General features: G+C 43.3%; 19 protein-coding genes. 12 read left to right on the top strand and 7 right to left on the bottom strand.

Annotated elements, in window-relative coordinates; translation table 11 throughout:
* Positions 1 to 112: 112 nt before the first annotated feature.
* The 4 genes from ABFW99_RS12315 to nuoL are packed head-to-tail and all read right to left on the bottom strand — an operon-like array spanning position 113 to position 4,735.
* Positions 113 to 790 (bottom strand): NADH-quinone oxidoreductase subunit N, encoded by a 678-nt coding sequence (locus ABFW99_RS12315; RefSeq protein ID WP_440707506.1) that lies wholly within the window; start codon positions 788 to 790, stop codon positions 113 to 115.
* 9 nt (positions 791 to 799) lie between these two features.
* The gene (locus ABFW99_RS12310) at positions 800 to 1,084 is read right to left on the bottom strand and encodes a 4a-hydroxytetrahydrobiopterin dehydratase (protein WP_349353505.1); all 285 of its coding nucleotides are present in this window, start codon (positions 1,082 to 1,084) and stop codon (positions 800 to 802) included.
* Between the two features lies 1 nt (position 1,085).
* The gene (locus tag ABFW99_RS12305) at positions 1,086 to 2,696 is read right to left on the bottom strand and encodes a complex I subunit 4 family protein (RefSeq protein WP_349353506.1); all 1,611 of its coding nucleotides are present in this window, start codon (positions 2,694 to 2,696) and stop codon (positions 1,086 to 1,088) included.
* A 17-nt stretch (positions 2,697 to 2,713) separates the two neighbouring features.
* Complete coding sequence (gene nuoL / locus ABFW99_RS12300; RefSeq protein ID WP_349353507.1) at positions 2,714 to 4,735, bottom strand: NADH-quinone oxidoreductase subunit L; 2,022 nt, start codon at positions 4,733 to 4,735, stop codon at positions 2,714 to 2,716.
* Positions 4,736 to 5,104: 369 nt separating this feature from the next.
* On the opposite strand from nuoL, the gene ABFW99_RS12295 reads away from it, so the two are divergent.
* The 12 genes from ABFW99_RS12295 to omp85 all read left to right on the top strand — a co-directional run bounded on the left by ABFW99_RS12295 (position 5,105) and on the right by omp85 (position 13,779).
* A complete protein-coding gene (locus ABFW99_RS12295; protein WP_349353508.1) occupies positions 5,105 to 5,662 on the top strand; it encodes a Na+/H+ antiporter subunit E in 558 nt (185 codons plus the stop codon).
* Positions 5,662 to 5,943 carry a monovalent cation/H+ antiporter complex subunit F gene (locus tag ABFW99_RS12290; protein WP_349353509.1) on the top strand — a complete coding sequence of 94 codons (282 nt, stop codon included), beginning with the start codon at positions 5,662 to 5,664 and terminating at the stop codon, positions 5,941 to 5,943. Before ABFW99_RS12295 ends, ABFW99_RS12290 begins: the two co-directional genes overlap by 1 nt.
* Positions 5,936 to 6,265, top strand: a complete 330-nt coding sequence (gene mnhG / locus ABFW99_RS12285; protein WP_349353510.1) for a monovalent cation/H(+) antiporter subunit G — start codon at positions 5,936 to 5,938, stop codon at positions 6,263 to 6,265. The genes ABFW99_RS12290 and mnhG overlap by 8 nt, the downstream gene beginning before the upstream one ends.
* A complete protein-coding gene (locus ABFW99_RS12280; RefSeq protein WP_349353511.1) occupies positions 6,265 to 6,510 on the top strand; it encodes a Na(+)/H(+) antiporter subunit B in 246 nt (81 codons plus the stop codon). The genes mnhG and ABFW99_RS12280 overlap by 1 nt, the downstream gene beginning before the upstream one ends.
* Positions 6,511 to 6,533: 23 nt before the next feature.
* On the top strand, positions 6,534 to 6,830 hold the full coding sequence (gene mbhE, locus ABFW99_RS12275) for a hydrogen gas-evolving membrane-bound hydrogenase subunit E (RefSeq protein ID WP_349353512.1): 297 nt from the start codon (positions 6,534 to 6,536) through the stop codon (positions 6,828 to 6,830).
* Entirely contained in the window at positions 6,820 to 7,260 is a 441-nt protein-coding gene (locus ABFW99_RS12270) for an MnhB domain-containing protein (protein WP_349353513.1), read from the top strand. The genes mbhE and ABFW99_RS12270 overlap by 11 nt, the downstream gene beginning before the upstream one ends.
* Positions 7,253 to 7,621: a cation:proton antiporter subunit C gene (locus ABFW99_RS12265; RefSeq protein ID WP_349353514.1), complete on the top strand. Its 369-nt coding sequence runs from the start codon at positions 7,253 to 7,255 to the stop codon at positions 7,619 to 7,621. The genes ABFW99_RS12270 and ABFW99_RS12265 overlap by 8 nt, the downstream gene beginning before the upstream one ends.
* Positions 7,618 to 9,111 carry a complex I subunit 5 family protein gene (locus ABFW99_RS12260; protein ID WP_440707505.1) on the top strand — a complete coding sequence of 498 codons (1,494 nt, stop codon included), beginning with the start codon at positions 7,618 to 7,620 and terminating at the stop codon, positions 9,109 to 9,111. The genes ABFW99_RS12265 and ABFW99_RS12260 overlap by 4 nt, the downstream gene beginning before the upstream one ends.
* A 15-nt stretch (positions 9,112 to 9,126) precedes the next feature.
* Entirely contained in the window at positions 9,127 to 10,611 is a 1,485-nt protein-coding gene (locus tag ABFW99_RS12255) for a monovalent cation/H+ antiporter subunit D family protein (protein WP_349353517.1), read from the top strand.
* Positions 10,612 to 10,613: 2 nt separating this feature from the next.
* Positions 10,614 to 10,829 (top strand): hypothetical protein, encoded by a 216-nt coding sequence (locus ABFW99_RS12250; RefSeq protein ID WP_349353518.1) that lies wholly within the window; start codon positions 10,614 to 10,616, stop codon positions 10,827 to 10,829.
* On the top strand, positions 10,819 to 12,546 hold the full coding sequence (locus ABFW99_RS12245) for a Na(+)/H(+) antiporter subunit D (RefSeq protein WP_349353519.1): 1,728 nt from the start codon (positions 10,819 to 10,821) through the stop codon (positions 12,544 to 12,546). Before ABFW99_RS12250 ends, ABFW99_RS12245 begins: the two co-directional genes overlap by 11 nt.
* Positions 12,547 to 12,615: 69 nt before the next feature.
* Positions 12,616 to 13,779: an Omp85 family outer membrane protein gene (gene omp85 / locus ABFW99_RS12240; RefSeq protein WP_349353520.1), complete on the top strand. Its 1,164-nt coding sequence runs from the start codon at positions 12,616 to 12,618 to the stop codon at positions 13,777 to 13,779.
* A 201-nt stretch (positions 13,780 to 13,980) separates the two neighbouring features.
* Here the strand turns inward: omp85 and nuoK are convergent, their stop codons facing one another.
* The 3 genes from nuoK to uppP all read right to left on the bottom strand — a co-directional run bounded on the left by nuoK (position 13,981) and on the right by uppP (position 15,713).
* A complete protein-coding gene (nuoK, locus tag ABFW99_RS12235; protein WP_349353521.1) occupies positions 13,981 to 14,283 on the bottom strand; it encodes an NADH-quinone oxidoreductase subunit NuoK in 303 nt (100 codons plus the stop codon).
* A 2-nt stretch (positions 14,284 to 14,285) separates the two neighbouring features.
* Complete coding sequence (locus tag ABFW99_RS12230; protein WP_349353522.1) at positions 14,286 to 14,804, bottom strand: NADH-quinone oxidoreductase subunit J family protein; 519 nt, start codon at positions 14,802 to 14,804, stop codon at positions 14,286 to 14,288.
* A 102-nt stretch (positions 14,805 to 14,906) separates the two neighbouring features.
* Entirely contained in the window at positions 14,907 to 15,713 is an 807-nt protein-coding gene (uppP, locus tag ABFW99_RS12225) for an undecaprenyl-diphosphatase UppP (RefSeq protein WP_349353523.1), read from the bottom strand.
* Positions 15,714 to 15,790: the final 77 nt, after the last annotated feature.

Genomic DNA, 15,790 nt, shown 5'->3' with positions numbered 1-15,790 from the left:
TGTACTTACTTCGTTCAGTTATCAGCCAGCGATATTTAACCACTGGTGCAGCTCTGAACATCTAGGTTTTCGCATTTATCGTGAAACGCTTTCGCGTTTTTGGTGCGCCACTTCATCCGGGGTCCACATATGGCAATGGTACCGCTGATACTTTGAATAAAAATCCAACTAAAAGAAGTCCGGTTCCGGCAAGAAATAATAAATCGGTACTCGCAGCAGCACCTATTTCAGGAATGTTTGTTGTACCTGTGGCTCCATAGAGCAAAGCCATTCCATATAAAAGGAACCCAGTTGAGAAGGCGCCCAGCAAGAAATACTTAAGTGCTGATTCAGCACCGGCTTTTTCGTCTTTGATTAGACCTGCCATCACATATAAACAGATAGACATGGTTTCCAAACCAACAAAAAGCGTAATCAGGTCGTTGGAACCTGCAAGGGCAAGCATACCGGATGTAGCAAATAACAACAGCGCATAGATTTCACCGTAATAATGGCCTATGCCTTTCAGATAGTCTTCACTAATGAAAACACAAAACACGGCCCCGGTCAGGATAACCATATTTCCGAATGCTACCGGGCCACCGTAAACCAACATCCCGGAAAAAGCCGTATCCAGGTTAGTACCCAGTGATTGGACACTCACAATGAGTGCTGCTATGAGGGAAAGAGCCGTGATCCAGAAATTGAACGGGCTGTCCTTTTTCAGTGATTCCACCACGATTACTACTAAACCGGCTACGGCCGTAATAACACCGGGTAGAAAAGCTTGTATGTCGCCTAAATAATCCATTCGCTAATTTTATAAAACGCTTTCAATTGCTTTGGCCAGGTCTATATCTTTTTGAGTGACCTTATCGCCCGCATCATGTGTATTTAAACTGATATTAACCGTGTTGTATACATTAAACAACTGCGGGTGGTGTACCTGTTTTTCCGCTTCCAGTCCTACCCTAACAATAAATCCGAGGGCTTCACTGAAATCATTAAATGAAAATTCTTTCTTGATTACATCATCGCTAAACTCCCACCCTTCTAAGGAATTCAGAGCTTCGCGAATGTCCTGTTCTGAAAGTGGTTGTGCCATGTTATTTGGATGCCATTTGTGATTCAACTTGATCTACGTCATAGAATCTTGCAGTCCAGTCAGGAAGTTCTTCATCAAGTTTTGACTGCTCAATTACAGCCATACTTTTTTCCTGAGATGCTTCAATTAATTCCTCAACCTGTGCTTCTGAATACTTAGTGAAATCAACCGGGTGGATTCCAATCCAGAACATGAAAATTACCAACGGAACCAACAACCCGATTTCACGGCCATTCAGATCAACTAACTTCTCATTCTCTTCATTAGTCAGCGGTCCAAACATTACCCGCTGGAACATCCACAGCATGTACACGGCTGCAAGAATAACACCTGTTGCCGCAAGAATCGCGAACACCTTGTTGTTGTACAGCTCAGAGAAAAACGAACCGTTCAGAATCAAAAACTCACCAACAAATCCATTCAGTCCCGGAAGCCCGATGGATGCCAGCGTTGCAATCATAAACATTACTGTAAATACCGGAACTTTCTTCGCGATGCCTCCGAAATCTTTAATCATTCGGGTGTGTCGACGATCATATATCATTCCAACAATAAGGAAGAGCGCGCCGGTTGAAAGTCCGTGATTAATCATCTGGATAATGGCTCCCTGAACAGCAACAGTGTTCAGAGCAAAAATTCCCAATACAACAAAACCTAAGTGACTAACCGATGAGTAAGCCACCAACTTCTTCACATCTTTCTGAACCATGGCCACCAGTGCTCCATAAATAATTCCGATCACGGCAAGGGTAGCCATCCACGGGGCAAATTCCATAAAAGCATTCGGGAAAATCGGCAGACAAACACGGATCAATCCATAAGTACCCATCTTAAGCATGATGGCAGCAAGCACAACAGAACCGGCGGTAGGCGCCTCGGTGTGTGCATAAGGCAACCAGGTATGGAAAGGAAACAGCGGCACTTTAATGCAAAAGGCCAATGCAAAGGCCAGGAATAAATACGTCTGTTCAACCAGTCCAATGGTGTACATGTCACCAGACAGGAATCTCCAGTCTGTAGTAAAGGTGGTTCCGCCTCCCATTGCAGCACCGGCATCGTAACCAAGGTAAATCAGTCCGACCAACATGATTAGAGAACCAACCAGCGTATAGATAAAAAACTTAACCGTAGCCTGTATACGTCCGGCTCCACCCCAGATTCCAATCAGGAAGTACATTGGGATTAGTGAAAGTTCAAAGAATACGTAAAATACCATCAGGTCGAGAGAAGCAAAAACACCCAGTGAGGCCGTTTGCAATAACAACAACATGCTCAAATACCCGGCCAGATGCTTCTTTACGGAATTCCATGAAGAAAGAATTACGATGGGACCCATGAAGGTAGTCAGCATAAATAAGAGCAAACTCAGTCCATCCAAACCTACCAGATATTTAATATCCAGCGATTCCATTAATCGCCCTCCCTCTGTCAAAAACTGAGGAGTTCCTGAGGCGGCTACATCAAAACCGAACATTAATGGCAATGAAGCCACAAAGGTAAGTGCTGTCACTAACAGGGCGATCCACTTACGGGAGGTTTCATTCCTGATCAGTAAAATCAGCGGAATGCCTAACAGCGGTAAATAAATAACGATATTTAAAAGAGTTTCCATCTACTAATCAGTGACAATTACATTATCATTAAATAAAGGATCACAATCACGCCAATCACAAAAGCCAGCGCATAACTTGAAACTACTCCGGTTTGTACGTACCGAAATAAGCTACCAAACAGACGAACCGTTCCGGCAGTGGCATTCACAATACCGTCCACTACTTTCATATCGAAGACGGCAAGTACTTTATCCGAAAACTTCACAATAGGATCAGATACCAGCCCTTCATACACCTCATCAAGGTTATACTTGTCTTTCCAGGTTTGGTAAAGCCCGCCAAATCGATCCGCTAGTTTTGCATCCGACTCAAGCTGCTGATTGTTATTATACATTCTGAAGGCCGTCCAGGTACCGGCAATGGCAATCACAATGGAAAAGGCCATAATGCCCCACTTGATTGGCTTGCCAAGAACAAGCGCATAATCAGCATTGATATTTACCAGCCAGTTATGCAGCAAATTAATGTGAGCGGTTTCTCCGGTGAATGTCTCTACAACAAAGTTTGGCACACCAAGGAAGCCGCCTACCGCAGCCAGGCCTGCCAAAGTCCATAGAGGAATGGTCATCGTTGCCGGGCTTTCGTGCAAATATTTTTCAGCTCCGATAGCTTCTTTAAAACGCTGCCCTAGTTTGAACTCGCCATGGAAAGTGGTCAGTGTAAGTCGGAACATGTAAAAAGCGGTCAGGAAGGCTGTAATCATTCCAACAACCCAAAGTGCTATATACATATAGCTCCCGAATTCACCGGCTCCCGCATTGGCGGTCATGGCTAAAATTTCATCTTTTGAAAAGAACCCGGCCAAAGGCGGAATACCGGCAATGGCAATGGTTGATATCATAAAAGTCTTATAGGTAGAAGGCATGTATTTTCGAAGCCCGCCCATATTTCTCATATCCTGCGGATCGAAATGAACATCCTTGCCTTCGTGCTCCAGTTCGTGTTCCACATGATGCATGGCATGGATAACAGACCCTGAACCAAGAAACAGACATGCCTTAAAGAAAGCGTGCGTTACAACATGGAACATAGCGGCAGTAAAAGCTCCCGAACCTAAAGCCAGGAACATATACCCCAATTGTGAAACCGTCGAGTAAGCAAGCACACTCTTAATATCGTTTTGAGTAATTGCAATGGTTGCAGCAAGAATAGCGGTAAGTGCACCGATAACGGCAACAATCAGCATTACTTCCGGGGACATCACAAACATCGGTGACATTCGGGAAATCAGGTAGATTCCTGAAGTTACCATGGTAGCTGCGTGGATAAGAGCAGAAACCGGAGTTGGACCAGCCATTGCATCAGGCAGCCATACAAATAAAGGAATTTGAGCAGACTTACCGGTGGCACCTATAAACATCAGCAACCCAATGGTAAATACATATTCACCGGAAAAAGCATCCAGATTACCAAGAATTACATCAAAGCTAAGACTTCCGACTGTTTGGAAAACCATAAACATGGCAATCAAAAAGGCAAAGTCACCGATACGGTTGTAAATAAAAGCTTTTTTGGCGGCATCAGACTTGGCCATATCGGTGTACCAGAAACCAATGAGGAGGTATGAACAAACACCTACTCCCTCCCAACCAAGGAAAAGCAGTAATAGGTTATTCCCTAAAACCAGGTTCAGCATCGCAAAGATGAAGAGGTTCAGATAAGCAAAAAACTTCCAATATCCTTCATCATCTGCCATGTACCCCATTGAGTACAGGTGAATTAAGAAACCGACACCGGTCACAACCAATGTCATCATGATAGAAAGCTGATCGAGACGATAAGCAATATCAACACTGAAACTACCCACTTCCATCCAGGTAAACAGCTTATACACTATTGCTTCAGAGTCGGCATTAATGTTCAGAAAGAAATAAACCGCAATAGCAAAAGGCACAAATACAGCCAGATTAGCAATCAATCCAATGAGTTGCTTCTTATTTCTATAGTTCTCTGCGAACAGGCCGATAATTCCGTTGATCAGAAAACCAGCTAATGGAAGAGCAATTATGAGTGAAAACAGCGCCGTAGCGGATTCCATTTATTAAACTTTGTTTTGATTTCTGTAAAAACAAAGCCGCGACAGGCACGGCTCCGAAATGGATGGCAAAGATACAAAAAACTATAGGAAGGTAAAGACAGTTTTCTATGATTTTCCCCTAAAAGTTAACCAACTAAAAGCCAGCACTCGACAGCATATCCCAGCAACAACCCCAAGAGTGCAAATTTATATGAGCTCTATGATTCAAGCTCAAAAATAATGTTTAATTTTGTCAAAGAATGTACCGATAAATAGTTTTGTCTTTATTATTACACAACACATACTACTACTTCGATTTTCATTTCGGGTAATTCTTTTAATTTGTATGTTTGAAGCCGTTAAATTTACTATAACCGAATATCCATAGTCTTGAAGTCATTTTCAGTTCAAAGTGTGATCGTTTCTTTTCTGACCCTGATGGGTTTTTGGTACATCATGAGTGGTTTTTTTGATGTCACACATACTCTAATGGGTGTAGTTAGTGTGTCCATCGTTATGGCCATTAATTATAAGCTAAAGGCTTTTTCTTTTTACGAGAATGAAAATGACGTAATTAAGGAGCTCCGGTTCCTTTATATGCCCTGGTATTTTATTTGGCTAATCTGGCAAATCATTGTGTCAGGAATTGAGGTGGCCAAAATTCTTTTGAGCCCCTCATTGCCTATTAAAACTTCGATGGTTCGTTTCAAAGTGAATTATCCAAATCCGCATGCAAAAATGATACTCGGCAATTCCATCACGCTTACACCGGGCACGCTAACTGTTGACATAAACGGAGACGAATTTATCGTCCATGCAATCTCCCCTGCATCTTTTGAAGGTATAGCCAGCGATAAAATGCCAAAACAGGTACTTAAACTTTTTACAAACGAGATGCACGACGTAGTCTCAGATTTTGAAGTAATTCTCAGTAAGGAGGAACTATAATGGATTCTTTCTTTCTGTATAGCGCGGTAGTTTTAACAGCTATTATTGTTGTACCCGCTTACCGCGTATTACAAGGACCGACGGTTTTCGACCGACTGGTGGGAACCAACGCCATTGCCACAAAAACAATTGTACTTATTTGCCTTGTAGGATTTGTATTTGACCGTATTGGAATGTTCATCGATATCACATTGGCTTATGCCATCCTCGGTTTTATCGGATCGCTAACCATCGCAAAGTATTTTTCATCCGACAAAATAGATGTTCGCTTCGATGACTGATTTAACCTCCATATTAACCATTGTATTTGTTGTAGCAGGCATCTTCTTTTTACTGGTGGGAAGTATCGGCATCATCAGGCTGCCGGATTTTTATTCCCGCACGCACGCCACCAGTAAAAGTGATACACTTGGAATGATCCTGATTATTATCGGGCTGATTATTTTTGAAGGTTTGACCATCAATAGCGGAAAACTGGCTTTGGTATTACTGTTTATTATGTTAGCCAATCCAATTGGTGCTCATGCCCTGGCTCGTGCAGCTTACAATGCCGGACTAAAACCCTTGCTTCCCGATAACAAAAAAGATAATAAGGAAGACTGATGTACTGGGAACTGGAACTCATATTATTCATCTTTTTGCTGATAACAGCATACATCGCCCTGGAAGCAAAGGATTTACTTATTTCCGTGGTAATGTTGACTGTTTTCAGTTTTCTGATGGCACTCTTATTTACAACTATGGGAGCCGTAGATGTAGGATTTACGGAAGCTGTAGTCGGAGCTGGTGTTACCGGAATTTTATTAATTGTCGCAATCTTTCAAACCACTTTTAAGACAGAAGATTGAAGTATATAAAGCTATTTATCATCATGGCATTTACTACCGTGCTGCTTTTTGCGGCATCGGACTTGCCCTATCGTGGAGATCCTGATAACCAGATGAATCAGGAAGTCAGCTTGACCGGCACTGAAGTTCCGGGCAACTATTACATTCAGGAAGCTTACAACGATGCCCATACTCCCAATATAGTAACCGTGATTTTGGGTGATTATCGTAGCATTGATACCCTGGGCGAGCAAATTGTAATCTTTACGGCCGGGCTCATTACTTTTTTACTGCTTAGAAACCGAAAAGAAGAAGCAGAGGGAGAAAACGATGACGAATAAAGAACACAGCCCTATTATTTTGTTGGGCTCCCGTTTTTTGAGCCCTTATATCATGCTCTTCGGTTTTTATGTGATCTTTCACGGGCACTATTCTCCCGGAGGAGGATTTCAGGGCGGAACGCTGCTTGCCGCTTCTCTATTATTGATTCGCATTGCCAGTGGCACCGAAATTGCTGCCCTACAGTTTAAAGATTATTTAGCCACTCCCTATGCTGCACTTGGTGTGCTCATTTATTTTGGAACCGGGCTGCTTGCTATTTTCACGGGCGGATATTTTCTCGATTACGAGCAACTACCCATCCCCGGACTTGAAGCAGCCGATCTCCGTTACTGGGGAATTCTTATTATCGAATTGGGGATCGGACTTACAGTTATGACCGTGCTTGTACTTATTTACGATAATATGGTAAAAGGAGAAGATTATGCTTGATTTCTTTTTAGGCCACTATGCTTATTGGTTTACCATTATTCTGTTGGCTTTGGGCTTATACGGAATGCTTCTGAAAAAGAACCTGGTAAAAAAAACCATAGGGCTATCCATATTCCAGGCCGGGGTTATCCTGTTTTTTGTTTCTGTAGCGATGAAGGAAGGAGCTACGGTTCCGGTTAAAGCATACGGCTTACCTGTTACTGAAGTATCCAATTATATGAATGCCCTGCCCCACACTTTAATGCTTACTGCTATTGTAGTGGGTGTGGCAACCTTGGGAGTGGCATTTGCCCTACTAATAAACATTTATAACCGCTACGGCACCCTCAACGAAGAAGAACTTTTAGATAAGATTCAATGATCGGATCCGAAATACCGGCGTTAATACCCGTTACATATATCCTTTTTGCGATTCTGATTCCAGTCATCGGACTCTGGAAGCGTGAGCTCACCTGGCACCTGAGTCTGCTTGGAACCGGCATTACCACATTTTTTTCGGCCTGGGGTTTCTGGCACCTGATTCAAACAGGTGAAACCATCCGGTACTTTTTTGGAGGATGGGCGCCTCCTATAGGCATTGAATTTGTTTATGACGGTCTGGCCGCATTCATCGTCTTGGTGATTAACGCCATTGCCTTCCTGGTACTCATTCATTCCAGAGAAATCAGTAAGGTTGAGTTCCCCGGAAAGAAAATGGCCTATTACACGGTTTCCATGCTATTAATGCTGGGCTTCAACGGGATGGTGTTGACCGGCGACCTTTTCAATCTGTATGTATTTCTTGAGATTTCTTCCCTTTCCAGTTATGCACTAATCGCTATTGGAGAGAAAAGGGCTCCATACTCAGCCTTTCGTTATTTGATCATCGGAACCGTAGGTGGTTCACTGTATTTATTAGGCGTTGGATTTTTGTATACCGTAACCGGCACGCTCAACATCATTGATATGCACGCCATGTTGCCCCAGGTAATCGGGCATTCATCGGTGGTTGCAGCTCTTATCTTAATGGTGGTTGGTGTTGGTGTAAAAGCAGCCCTTTTCCCAATGCACGGTTGGCTGCCGGATTCTTATACGTTCGCATCTTCAACTTCATCGGCTCTCATCGCCCCTATTGGAACCAAGGTTGCCGCCTATATCCTTTTAAGAGTTGTATTATTCCTGTTTGGTGTAGAACTGGTTGATGATCAACTGCCGCTAACTACCATTATCGGAATTTTTGCCGGAATTGGTATTCTCTATGGTTCTATTATGGCCATCGCACAGAGCGAACTGAAGAAAATGCTGGCCTACAGCTCAGTTTCTCAAATCGGTTATATCATTATGGGGATTAGCCTGGCAAATCCATTTGGGTTTATCGGAGCCGTATTACACATATTAAATCACGCCCTGATGAAAGCCCTTCTTTTTCTGGTTTCAGGAAGTATGAGACTAAAAGAAGGACATTCCCTGATTACAAAATTTGATAACAGCTATCGCAAAAAATACCCATGGACGATGGCAGCGTTCACCACAGCAGCCATTTCTATGGTCGGGCTTCCCCCGCTTGCCGGATTCTTCAGTAAGTGGTATCTCGCATTGGGAACCATTGAAAACAGTAGCTGGATGCTTCTGGCAGTTATCTTAATTAGTTCACTGCTAAACGCCGTGTATTTCTTTCGCATCATCGAAAAAATATATCTCAATAATCCCGATGCTGAAGAGACCACCGAAGTTGAATCGCTTCAGAATGATGAAGTCGACTTCAGCATGATGTTTCCTATGGCCGTGATGGCAATCGGACTTTTACTGGTGGGTATTTTCAACGTGTATATCGTAAATGTAATTTTCACCATGTTTCCGGCAGGATTTTAAATAGATAAATTAACGATGGATCTTACGTACATCCCTTTATATGCTGTTCTTGTATCGCTGGCTGCGGTGCCGTTCATCTTGCTGAGTTCGAAGAAACCGAATCTCCGCGAGTTCTGGACCATCCTGGCTGGAGTCATCAAATTCCTGCTGGTACTCACGTTGCTTCCCTCAGCCCTTCAGGGAAATACCATAGAGCTGGAGCTGCTTGAAATTGCCCCGAATCTCCCTCTCGTTCTCAAAGCTGATACCTTCGGAGTATTCTTTGCGCTCATTGCATCAGGTTTATGGATCTTTACCTCATTCTATTCCATCGGCTACATGCGCGGTCACCATGAAAAGAAACAGACCCGCTACTTTGCCAGCTTTGCCGTTTGTTTGAGTTCTACCATTGGTATTGCTTTTTCAGGCAACCTGCTAACCTTCATCATCTTTTACGAGATGCTGACGCTGGCTACTTATCCGTTGGTTATCCATAGCGAAAACAAAAAAGCCATTGCGGCCGGCCGCAAATATTTGACTTATACGCTAACCGCAGGCCTGCTTCTTATAGCCGCTGCAGGTATCACTTACGCCCTCACCGGAACCCTTGACTTTGAGGCCGGTGGAATTTTCGGAGATACTGAGCTTTCACATACTATGGCCGTAACCATTTTCCTCCTGTTTCTCGGTGGTGTTGGCGTTAAAGCAGGTATTATGCCCCTGCATAGCTGGCTTCCATCTGCCATGGCTGCACCAACGCCGGTAAGTTCTTTGCTTCATGCGGTTGCCGTAGTTAAATCGGGTGTATTTGGTGTGATTCGGGTTGTCGGCTTTATCTTCGGCCCCGAAGTGATGGCAGAGTTCGGCCTGAATGAAATTTTGATGGTACTTGCAGGTATCACTGTTATTGTGGCATCCTTACTGGCATTTGCGCAAGACAATTTAAAACGGCGACTGGCTTATTCCACGGTTGGACATCTATCTTACATCGTATTAGGAGTAGCGCTGTTGACAGAAACCGGCTTGATAGGAAGTATCATGCACATTTCCTTTCACGCCACTATGAAAATTACCCTCTTCTTCTGTGCTGGAGCCATTATGGTGAACCTCCACAAAAAAGATATTAGCACAATGAACGGTATTGCCAAAGTCATGCCCTGGACGATGGCCGCCTTTACCATTGGTTCTATGGGGCTGGCCGGAATCCCCCCCGTTAATGGATTTGTAAGTAAATGGTACCTGGCTTCCGGTGCATTGGAAGGCGACCTGATTATACCGGTGATTATTCTGGTTGTCAGTGGACTCTTAAATGTGGGATATTTCTTTCCCATCATACACCGTGCCTACTTCCGCAAAGGCGGACCTGAACTTGAAGGTCATACAGAAGCTTCACCTTTTATGGTGGTTCCGTTATTCAGTACAGCGGTTCTTTCCATTTTATTTGGGCTGAACCCTGATTTATTCTTCAACTTTTTTGATATGGCTACCGCTGTAGCATCAAGCATTTTTAATCCTTTATAATTATGAAGAACTGGCACTGGACTGTACTTGGTATTTTACTCATTGCGAGCTTAATCCTCGAGTTTACTTATCTCGCGGATTATGCTTCTCATTGGTGGAATCATGTCCCGGCTTTTTATGCACTCTGGGGAGGCCTTGGCTGTGCCACCCTTATTTTTGTTACTAAAGGATTAGGCAAATTTTTCATTCTAAGCGACGAAGACTACTATGATCGTTGAGCTGCTTTCCGTCCCTGCTATTATTTTGATTCTGGGAGCTTTGATACTCCCACTGATTCCGGAGCGTCTGCGAAGCACAGCCTTCGTTACTTTCCCTGTTATTGCCCTCGCAATGATTTGGACTATGCCCGAAGGCAACCTCTTGCAAGCACCGTTTGCAAGTTATGAACTGGAGCTATTAGCCGTAGACGGGCTAAGCCGTATCTTTGGAATTATTTTCGCATTGATCACCGTAATTGGTGGTATCTATGCTTTTCACATTAAAGACCTGGGACAACAAAGTTCTGCTTTAGCTTATGCCGGAGGGGCATTGGGTGTTACTTTTGCCGGTGATTTCTTCACTCTGTTTATTTTTTGGGAAATTATGGCTGCTGCTTCCTCCTACCTCATCTGGGCCCGAGAAACAGAAGAATCTGCAAAAGCTGGAATGCGCTACCTGTTGGTTCACATCTTTGGTGGCGGATTACTGTTCACGGGAATATTACTGCACCTTGCAAACGGTGGCTCCCTATATATCGATAGTATAGAACCCGCTTATACAGCTGCAAACATTTTCATGCTTTTAGGAGTAGCTCTGAACACAGCTGTTCCTCCACTCCATGCCTGGCTTGCCGATGCCTACCCTAAAGCCACCATCACCGGTGCCGTTTTTATGTGTGCACTCACCACAAAATCAGCTGTCTATGTAATGATTCGCCTGTTCCCGGGCTGGGATATCCTGATCTGGGTTGGAGTAGTGATGGCTATTTACGGAACCATTTATGCCCTTCTTGCAAATGATATCCGCGAGATCCTGGCATACAGTATTATCAGCCAGATTGGATATATGGTAACCGCGATAGGAATTGGTTCTGAACTCGCACTGAATGGAGCCACGGCTCATGCCTTCAATCATATTATTTATAAATCACTGTTGTTCATGGTGGCAGGTGCCGTTATACATGCCGCAGGAACAAGCAAGTTGAGTGAGCTGGGCGGTTTAGCCAAGAAAATGCCTCTGATTCTTGGACTCTATATGGTTGGTGCTCTTTCCATCTCCGGGATGCCTTTACTGAATGGTTTTGTTAGTAAAACAATGATCTCAGGAGCTCTGGGTGATGCACACCTCGAATGGCCAATTCTACTGCTGCTTATCGCAACCATCGGTACATTCTTACATACCGGACTCAAACTTCCTTATTTCACATGGTTTAATGAAAAGAAGAAAGATTTTGAGCTTTCGGATATTCCAACAAATATGAAAGTAGCCATGGGAATCGGTGCCGCGTTCTGTATCCTTCTTGGCGTTGCACCTCAATTGCTATACAGCCAGCTTCCATTCCCTACAGATTTTCAGCCATTCTCAGTGTATAATTTTGTGGAAATGACACAGATTCTGGTTTTGGCTTTTGCAGGCTTCTGGTTCCTCAAGAATCACATGAATGTTTCAAATACTATTTCTCTGGATACCGACTGGTTTTACCGTCGCCCGGCTGCAATCGTCAGAACCATTTTTGTTGATTTCCCTAATAACCTGTTTGGTCTTGCTGAAACCGTTACACTTAGTCTGGCAAATAAGCTTTCAGCGATTTCAAAGAACCCAGCCAGGGTGCTTATACCCTCTTTTGCTATGAGTGGCAGAGAGGTGAAATCTGACGGTTTCACGGCCTCCATGAGTGCAGCATTATCATTTATCTTATTCGCTTTTATCGTTGCTGCATTGGTTGTGTTACTTTGATCTGTACTCCCGTATAATTGGTTTCGATGTATATTTAACTAAAGCATTAAACTAACCACCGGTTCTTTTTTGAAGACTTCTCTCTCTCCCACATATTTGTGTCTTTTTTTAGCTGTTATACTAACTGTAACTCAAGTCCCTGCACAAGCACAAGAGGCTTCTCCATCCGACTCAACCAAACTGGCCTTTTTACCTGCCATTGCTTATGACAGTGACCTTGGGGTGATTGCAGGAGGAATAGCCAGCCGTTACCAATATCGCGGTGATATAAAGCCCTTCTATTCTTTTTTGAATATGTATGGATTGATCACCACCAAAGGTCTGATCTCGGTATTCGTGGAGTATGACAAGCCTTACATCTTCGGATCTGATAAAAGATTTTATAGCGAGACATTCGTTTCCCGTTTTACCGGCAACCAATATTATGGGATCGGGAACTACGGCAAACTACCGGATGCGTTAAAAGACAGCAGTGACTACTATTTTTATAACTCCTTCTCCGTTGGCTTTGATATCATGTTGCGTAAGCCGTGGCTGCAAAAAGCGAGCGGCAAACAGCTGGATATATATGGAAAAGCTGTATTTGAATATGAAACTCCCTGGGGGAATGAAGATGATCAGTTATTGGTCGCAGATCAACCCACGGGTGTTGATGGCTCCCATATTTCTGCTCTGGGCGGTGGTATTGTCTGGGAAGGGCGGAATAACGAGTTCAACCCTACAAACGGAACCTATGCCAGGGCAGGAGCTGAGATTGGAAGTAAACTCATTGCCAGCTCCTTTAATTACCTGCTGCTTGAAACAGATCTGCGTGCTTACACCTCATTCACCCTTCTGCGTGAAATTACCTTTGCAAATCGTTTATTAGTGAAACACACCTCCGGAAAGGTACCCTACTGGAAAATGCCGGGGCTGGGTGGTGGAGAATTAATGCGTGGTTATCCTGATTACAGGTTTCGCGATGACAATTCCCTTCTGCTAAACTCAGAACTGAGAACCTGGTTTTTTGAAATACCGTCTATCACATCCAAGTTTGGCGGAACCTTATTCACCGATATCGGCAGGACATTCCCTAATGGTGAATCTTTTGATACCATAGTTAACGACCTGAAATATACCTACGGCTTCGGAGTTACCGCATCCTTCTTCACGGAAGACTTTATACTCAGAACCGATGTCGGGTTCTCAGAAGAAGAGTACGGGGTTTACGTCACAGCCGGTTACCTGTTCTGATTTGGTTTTTTGCCAAAAAAGCAAAGCTTAGCCTAAAGCTGGTTCAAGCGTCCGCTTGGACCAGATAGCAATATACCTTCTCATCTACTGGTAACTCTTCCATTTCCAAAAAACATATTGACATAAAAAAAGCCCTCCTGAAATCAGGAAGGCTTTAACCAAAACAACACAAAAGGTTGTTGTTATATACATTCAGAACTACTACCAGCGCAGTAAATTTATCTTGCCTACATCCACCGTCATATTATTACGAAAGATGGCAATGATGATAGCCAATCCCACCACAGCCTCGGCAGCTGCTACAGCCAGCGCGAAGAATACCAAAACCTGACCGTCAATATTTCCGTGGTGGCTGGCAAAAGAAACCAGCGATAAGTTCACCGCATTCAGCATCAATTCCACACACATAAAAATCACAATAGCATTACGCCGAATCAATACACCAATGATACCAATGGTAAACATGATTGCACTTAACCCTAAAAACCAGTCAATTCCTACCATAATTAAATCTCGTCTGTTCTTTTAATTTTATGCTGTGCAATCATCAATGCTCCAACCACGGCAGCTGTAAGCAGCACAGCCGTCAGTTCAAATGGCAACAGGTAATCGGTATAGAGTACATCACCAACAGCTTCTACCGTTCCTATAGAAGCCATCTGCTCAGAAATTTGAGGCAGCATATCAGTCACACCTGCAAGGCTGTAGAAAATTTGCCCCATTACCGCCATTGCCAGTACAAAAGTCAGCAAATATTTCACGCGGAACTTATCAAACAATTTCTCTTCATCTTCCACATTCAGTAACATAATTACGAACAGGAACAATACCATGATGGCTCCAGCATACACCAGAATTTGTATAACTGCCAGGAACTGAGCATTCAGTATCAAAAAGATTCCGGCCAGTGAAACCATGTTCAAAACGAGGAACAAAGCACTGTTTACAACATTTTTGTTGATGACCATAGCCAGGGCAGACCCAATGGCTAAGACTGCTAACATGATGAAAAAGTAAACGATCATAAATAATCTGTTTTGTGAGCGCCAAAGGTAGCCATATTTGTTTCCGGCTTCAAGAACTGACGGCGCTATTTTTTCGATTTAATGAAATTTATTCCAAAAACATCAGATGATGAAGTAGATTAGTCCTGCTCCGCCAACCAGCCAGCAGTAATAGGAAAAATAATGAAATCCTTTTTTCTTGAGTATCATGATCAGGTACTTCAATGCAAAATACCCGGAAATAAATGAGGTCAGGAACCCAACCACCAGGCTAATCATCTGGGCATCACTTACTCCAACTTCCATCATCTCTTTCAGCTGAAGCAACATAGCACCTGCAATTACGGGTATAACCATCAGGAACGAAAAGTTGGCGGCTTCCTCCCTCTTCACCCCTAAATACAAAGAGGCCGAAATCGTTGAACCGGCTCTGCTCACACCGGGAATCATAGCAAATGCCTGCGCCAGACCAATTAAAAAACTTTTGGGGAGATTAATGTCCTTGGTTGTGTCTCCCGCAAAGCGGGTAAGAAATAATATCAAACCGGTTACCATTAACATAATCGAGACCAGCAAAGGATCCATGAAAATTTCTTCAATATAATCTTTCATCGTGAACCCAATCACCATAGCGGGAATCATACTTACAAGAATAAATCCAATCAGCTTTACCTGCGGATCTTCTTTTTTCTGCGATGGAGCTTTTAGAAAACCTACTCCTGACATCATCAAATCGCCCAGAAGGTTACGATAATAAAGTAAAATGGCGCACAAACTCCCGAAGTGAACAACGACTTCATAGGTAATTCCTGCTTCAAGATCACCACCTAAAATATATTTACCCAATACAAGGTGTCCCGAGCTACTGATAGGAAGAAATTCTGTGATTCCCTGGATGAGTCCTAATAAAAAAGATTGTAAAACGTCCATTTATTATATTTGTTCACTTTTTGAAGGCGAGAAAATAATCATATCATCAGCTAATACTAAAAAAAAGAATTTACGAA

Source organism: Gracilimonas sp. BCB1 (assembly GCF_040117685.2).
Classification (GTDB): Bacteria; Bacteroidota; Rhodothermia; order Balneolales; family Balneolaceae; genus Gracilimonas.
Note: the sequence above shows the minus strand (reverse complement) of the source record. Positions and strands in the feature narration are given on the sequence as shown.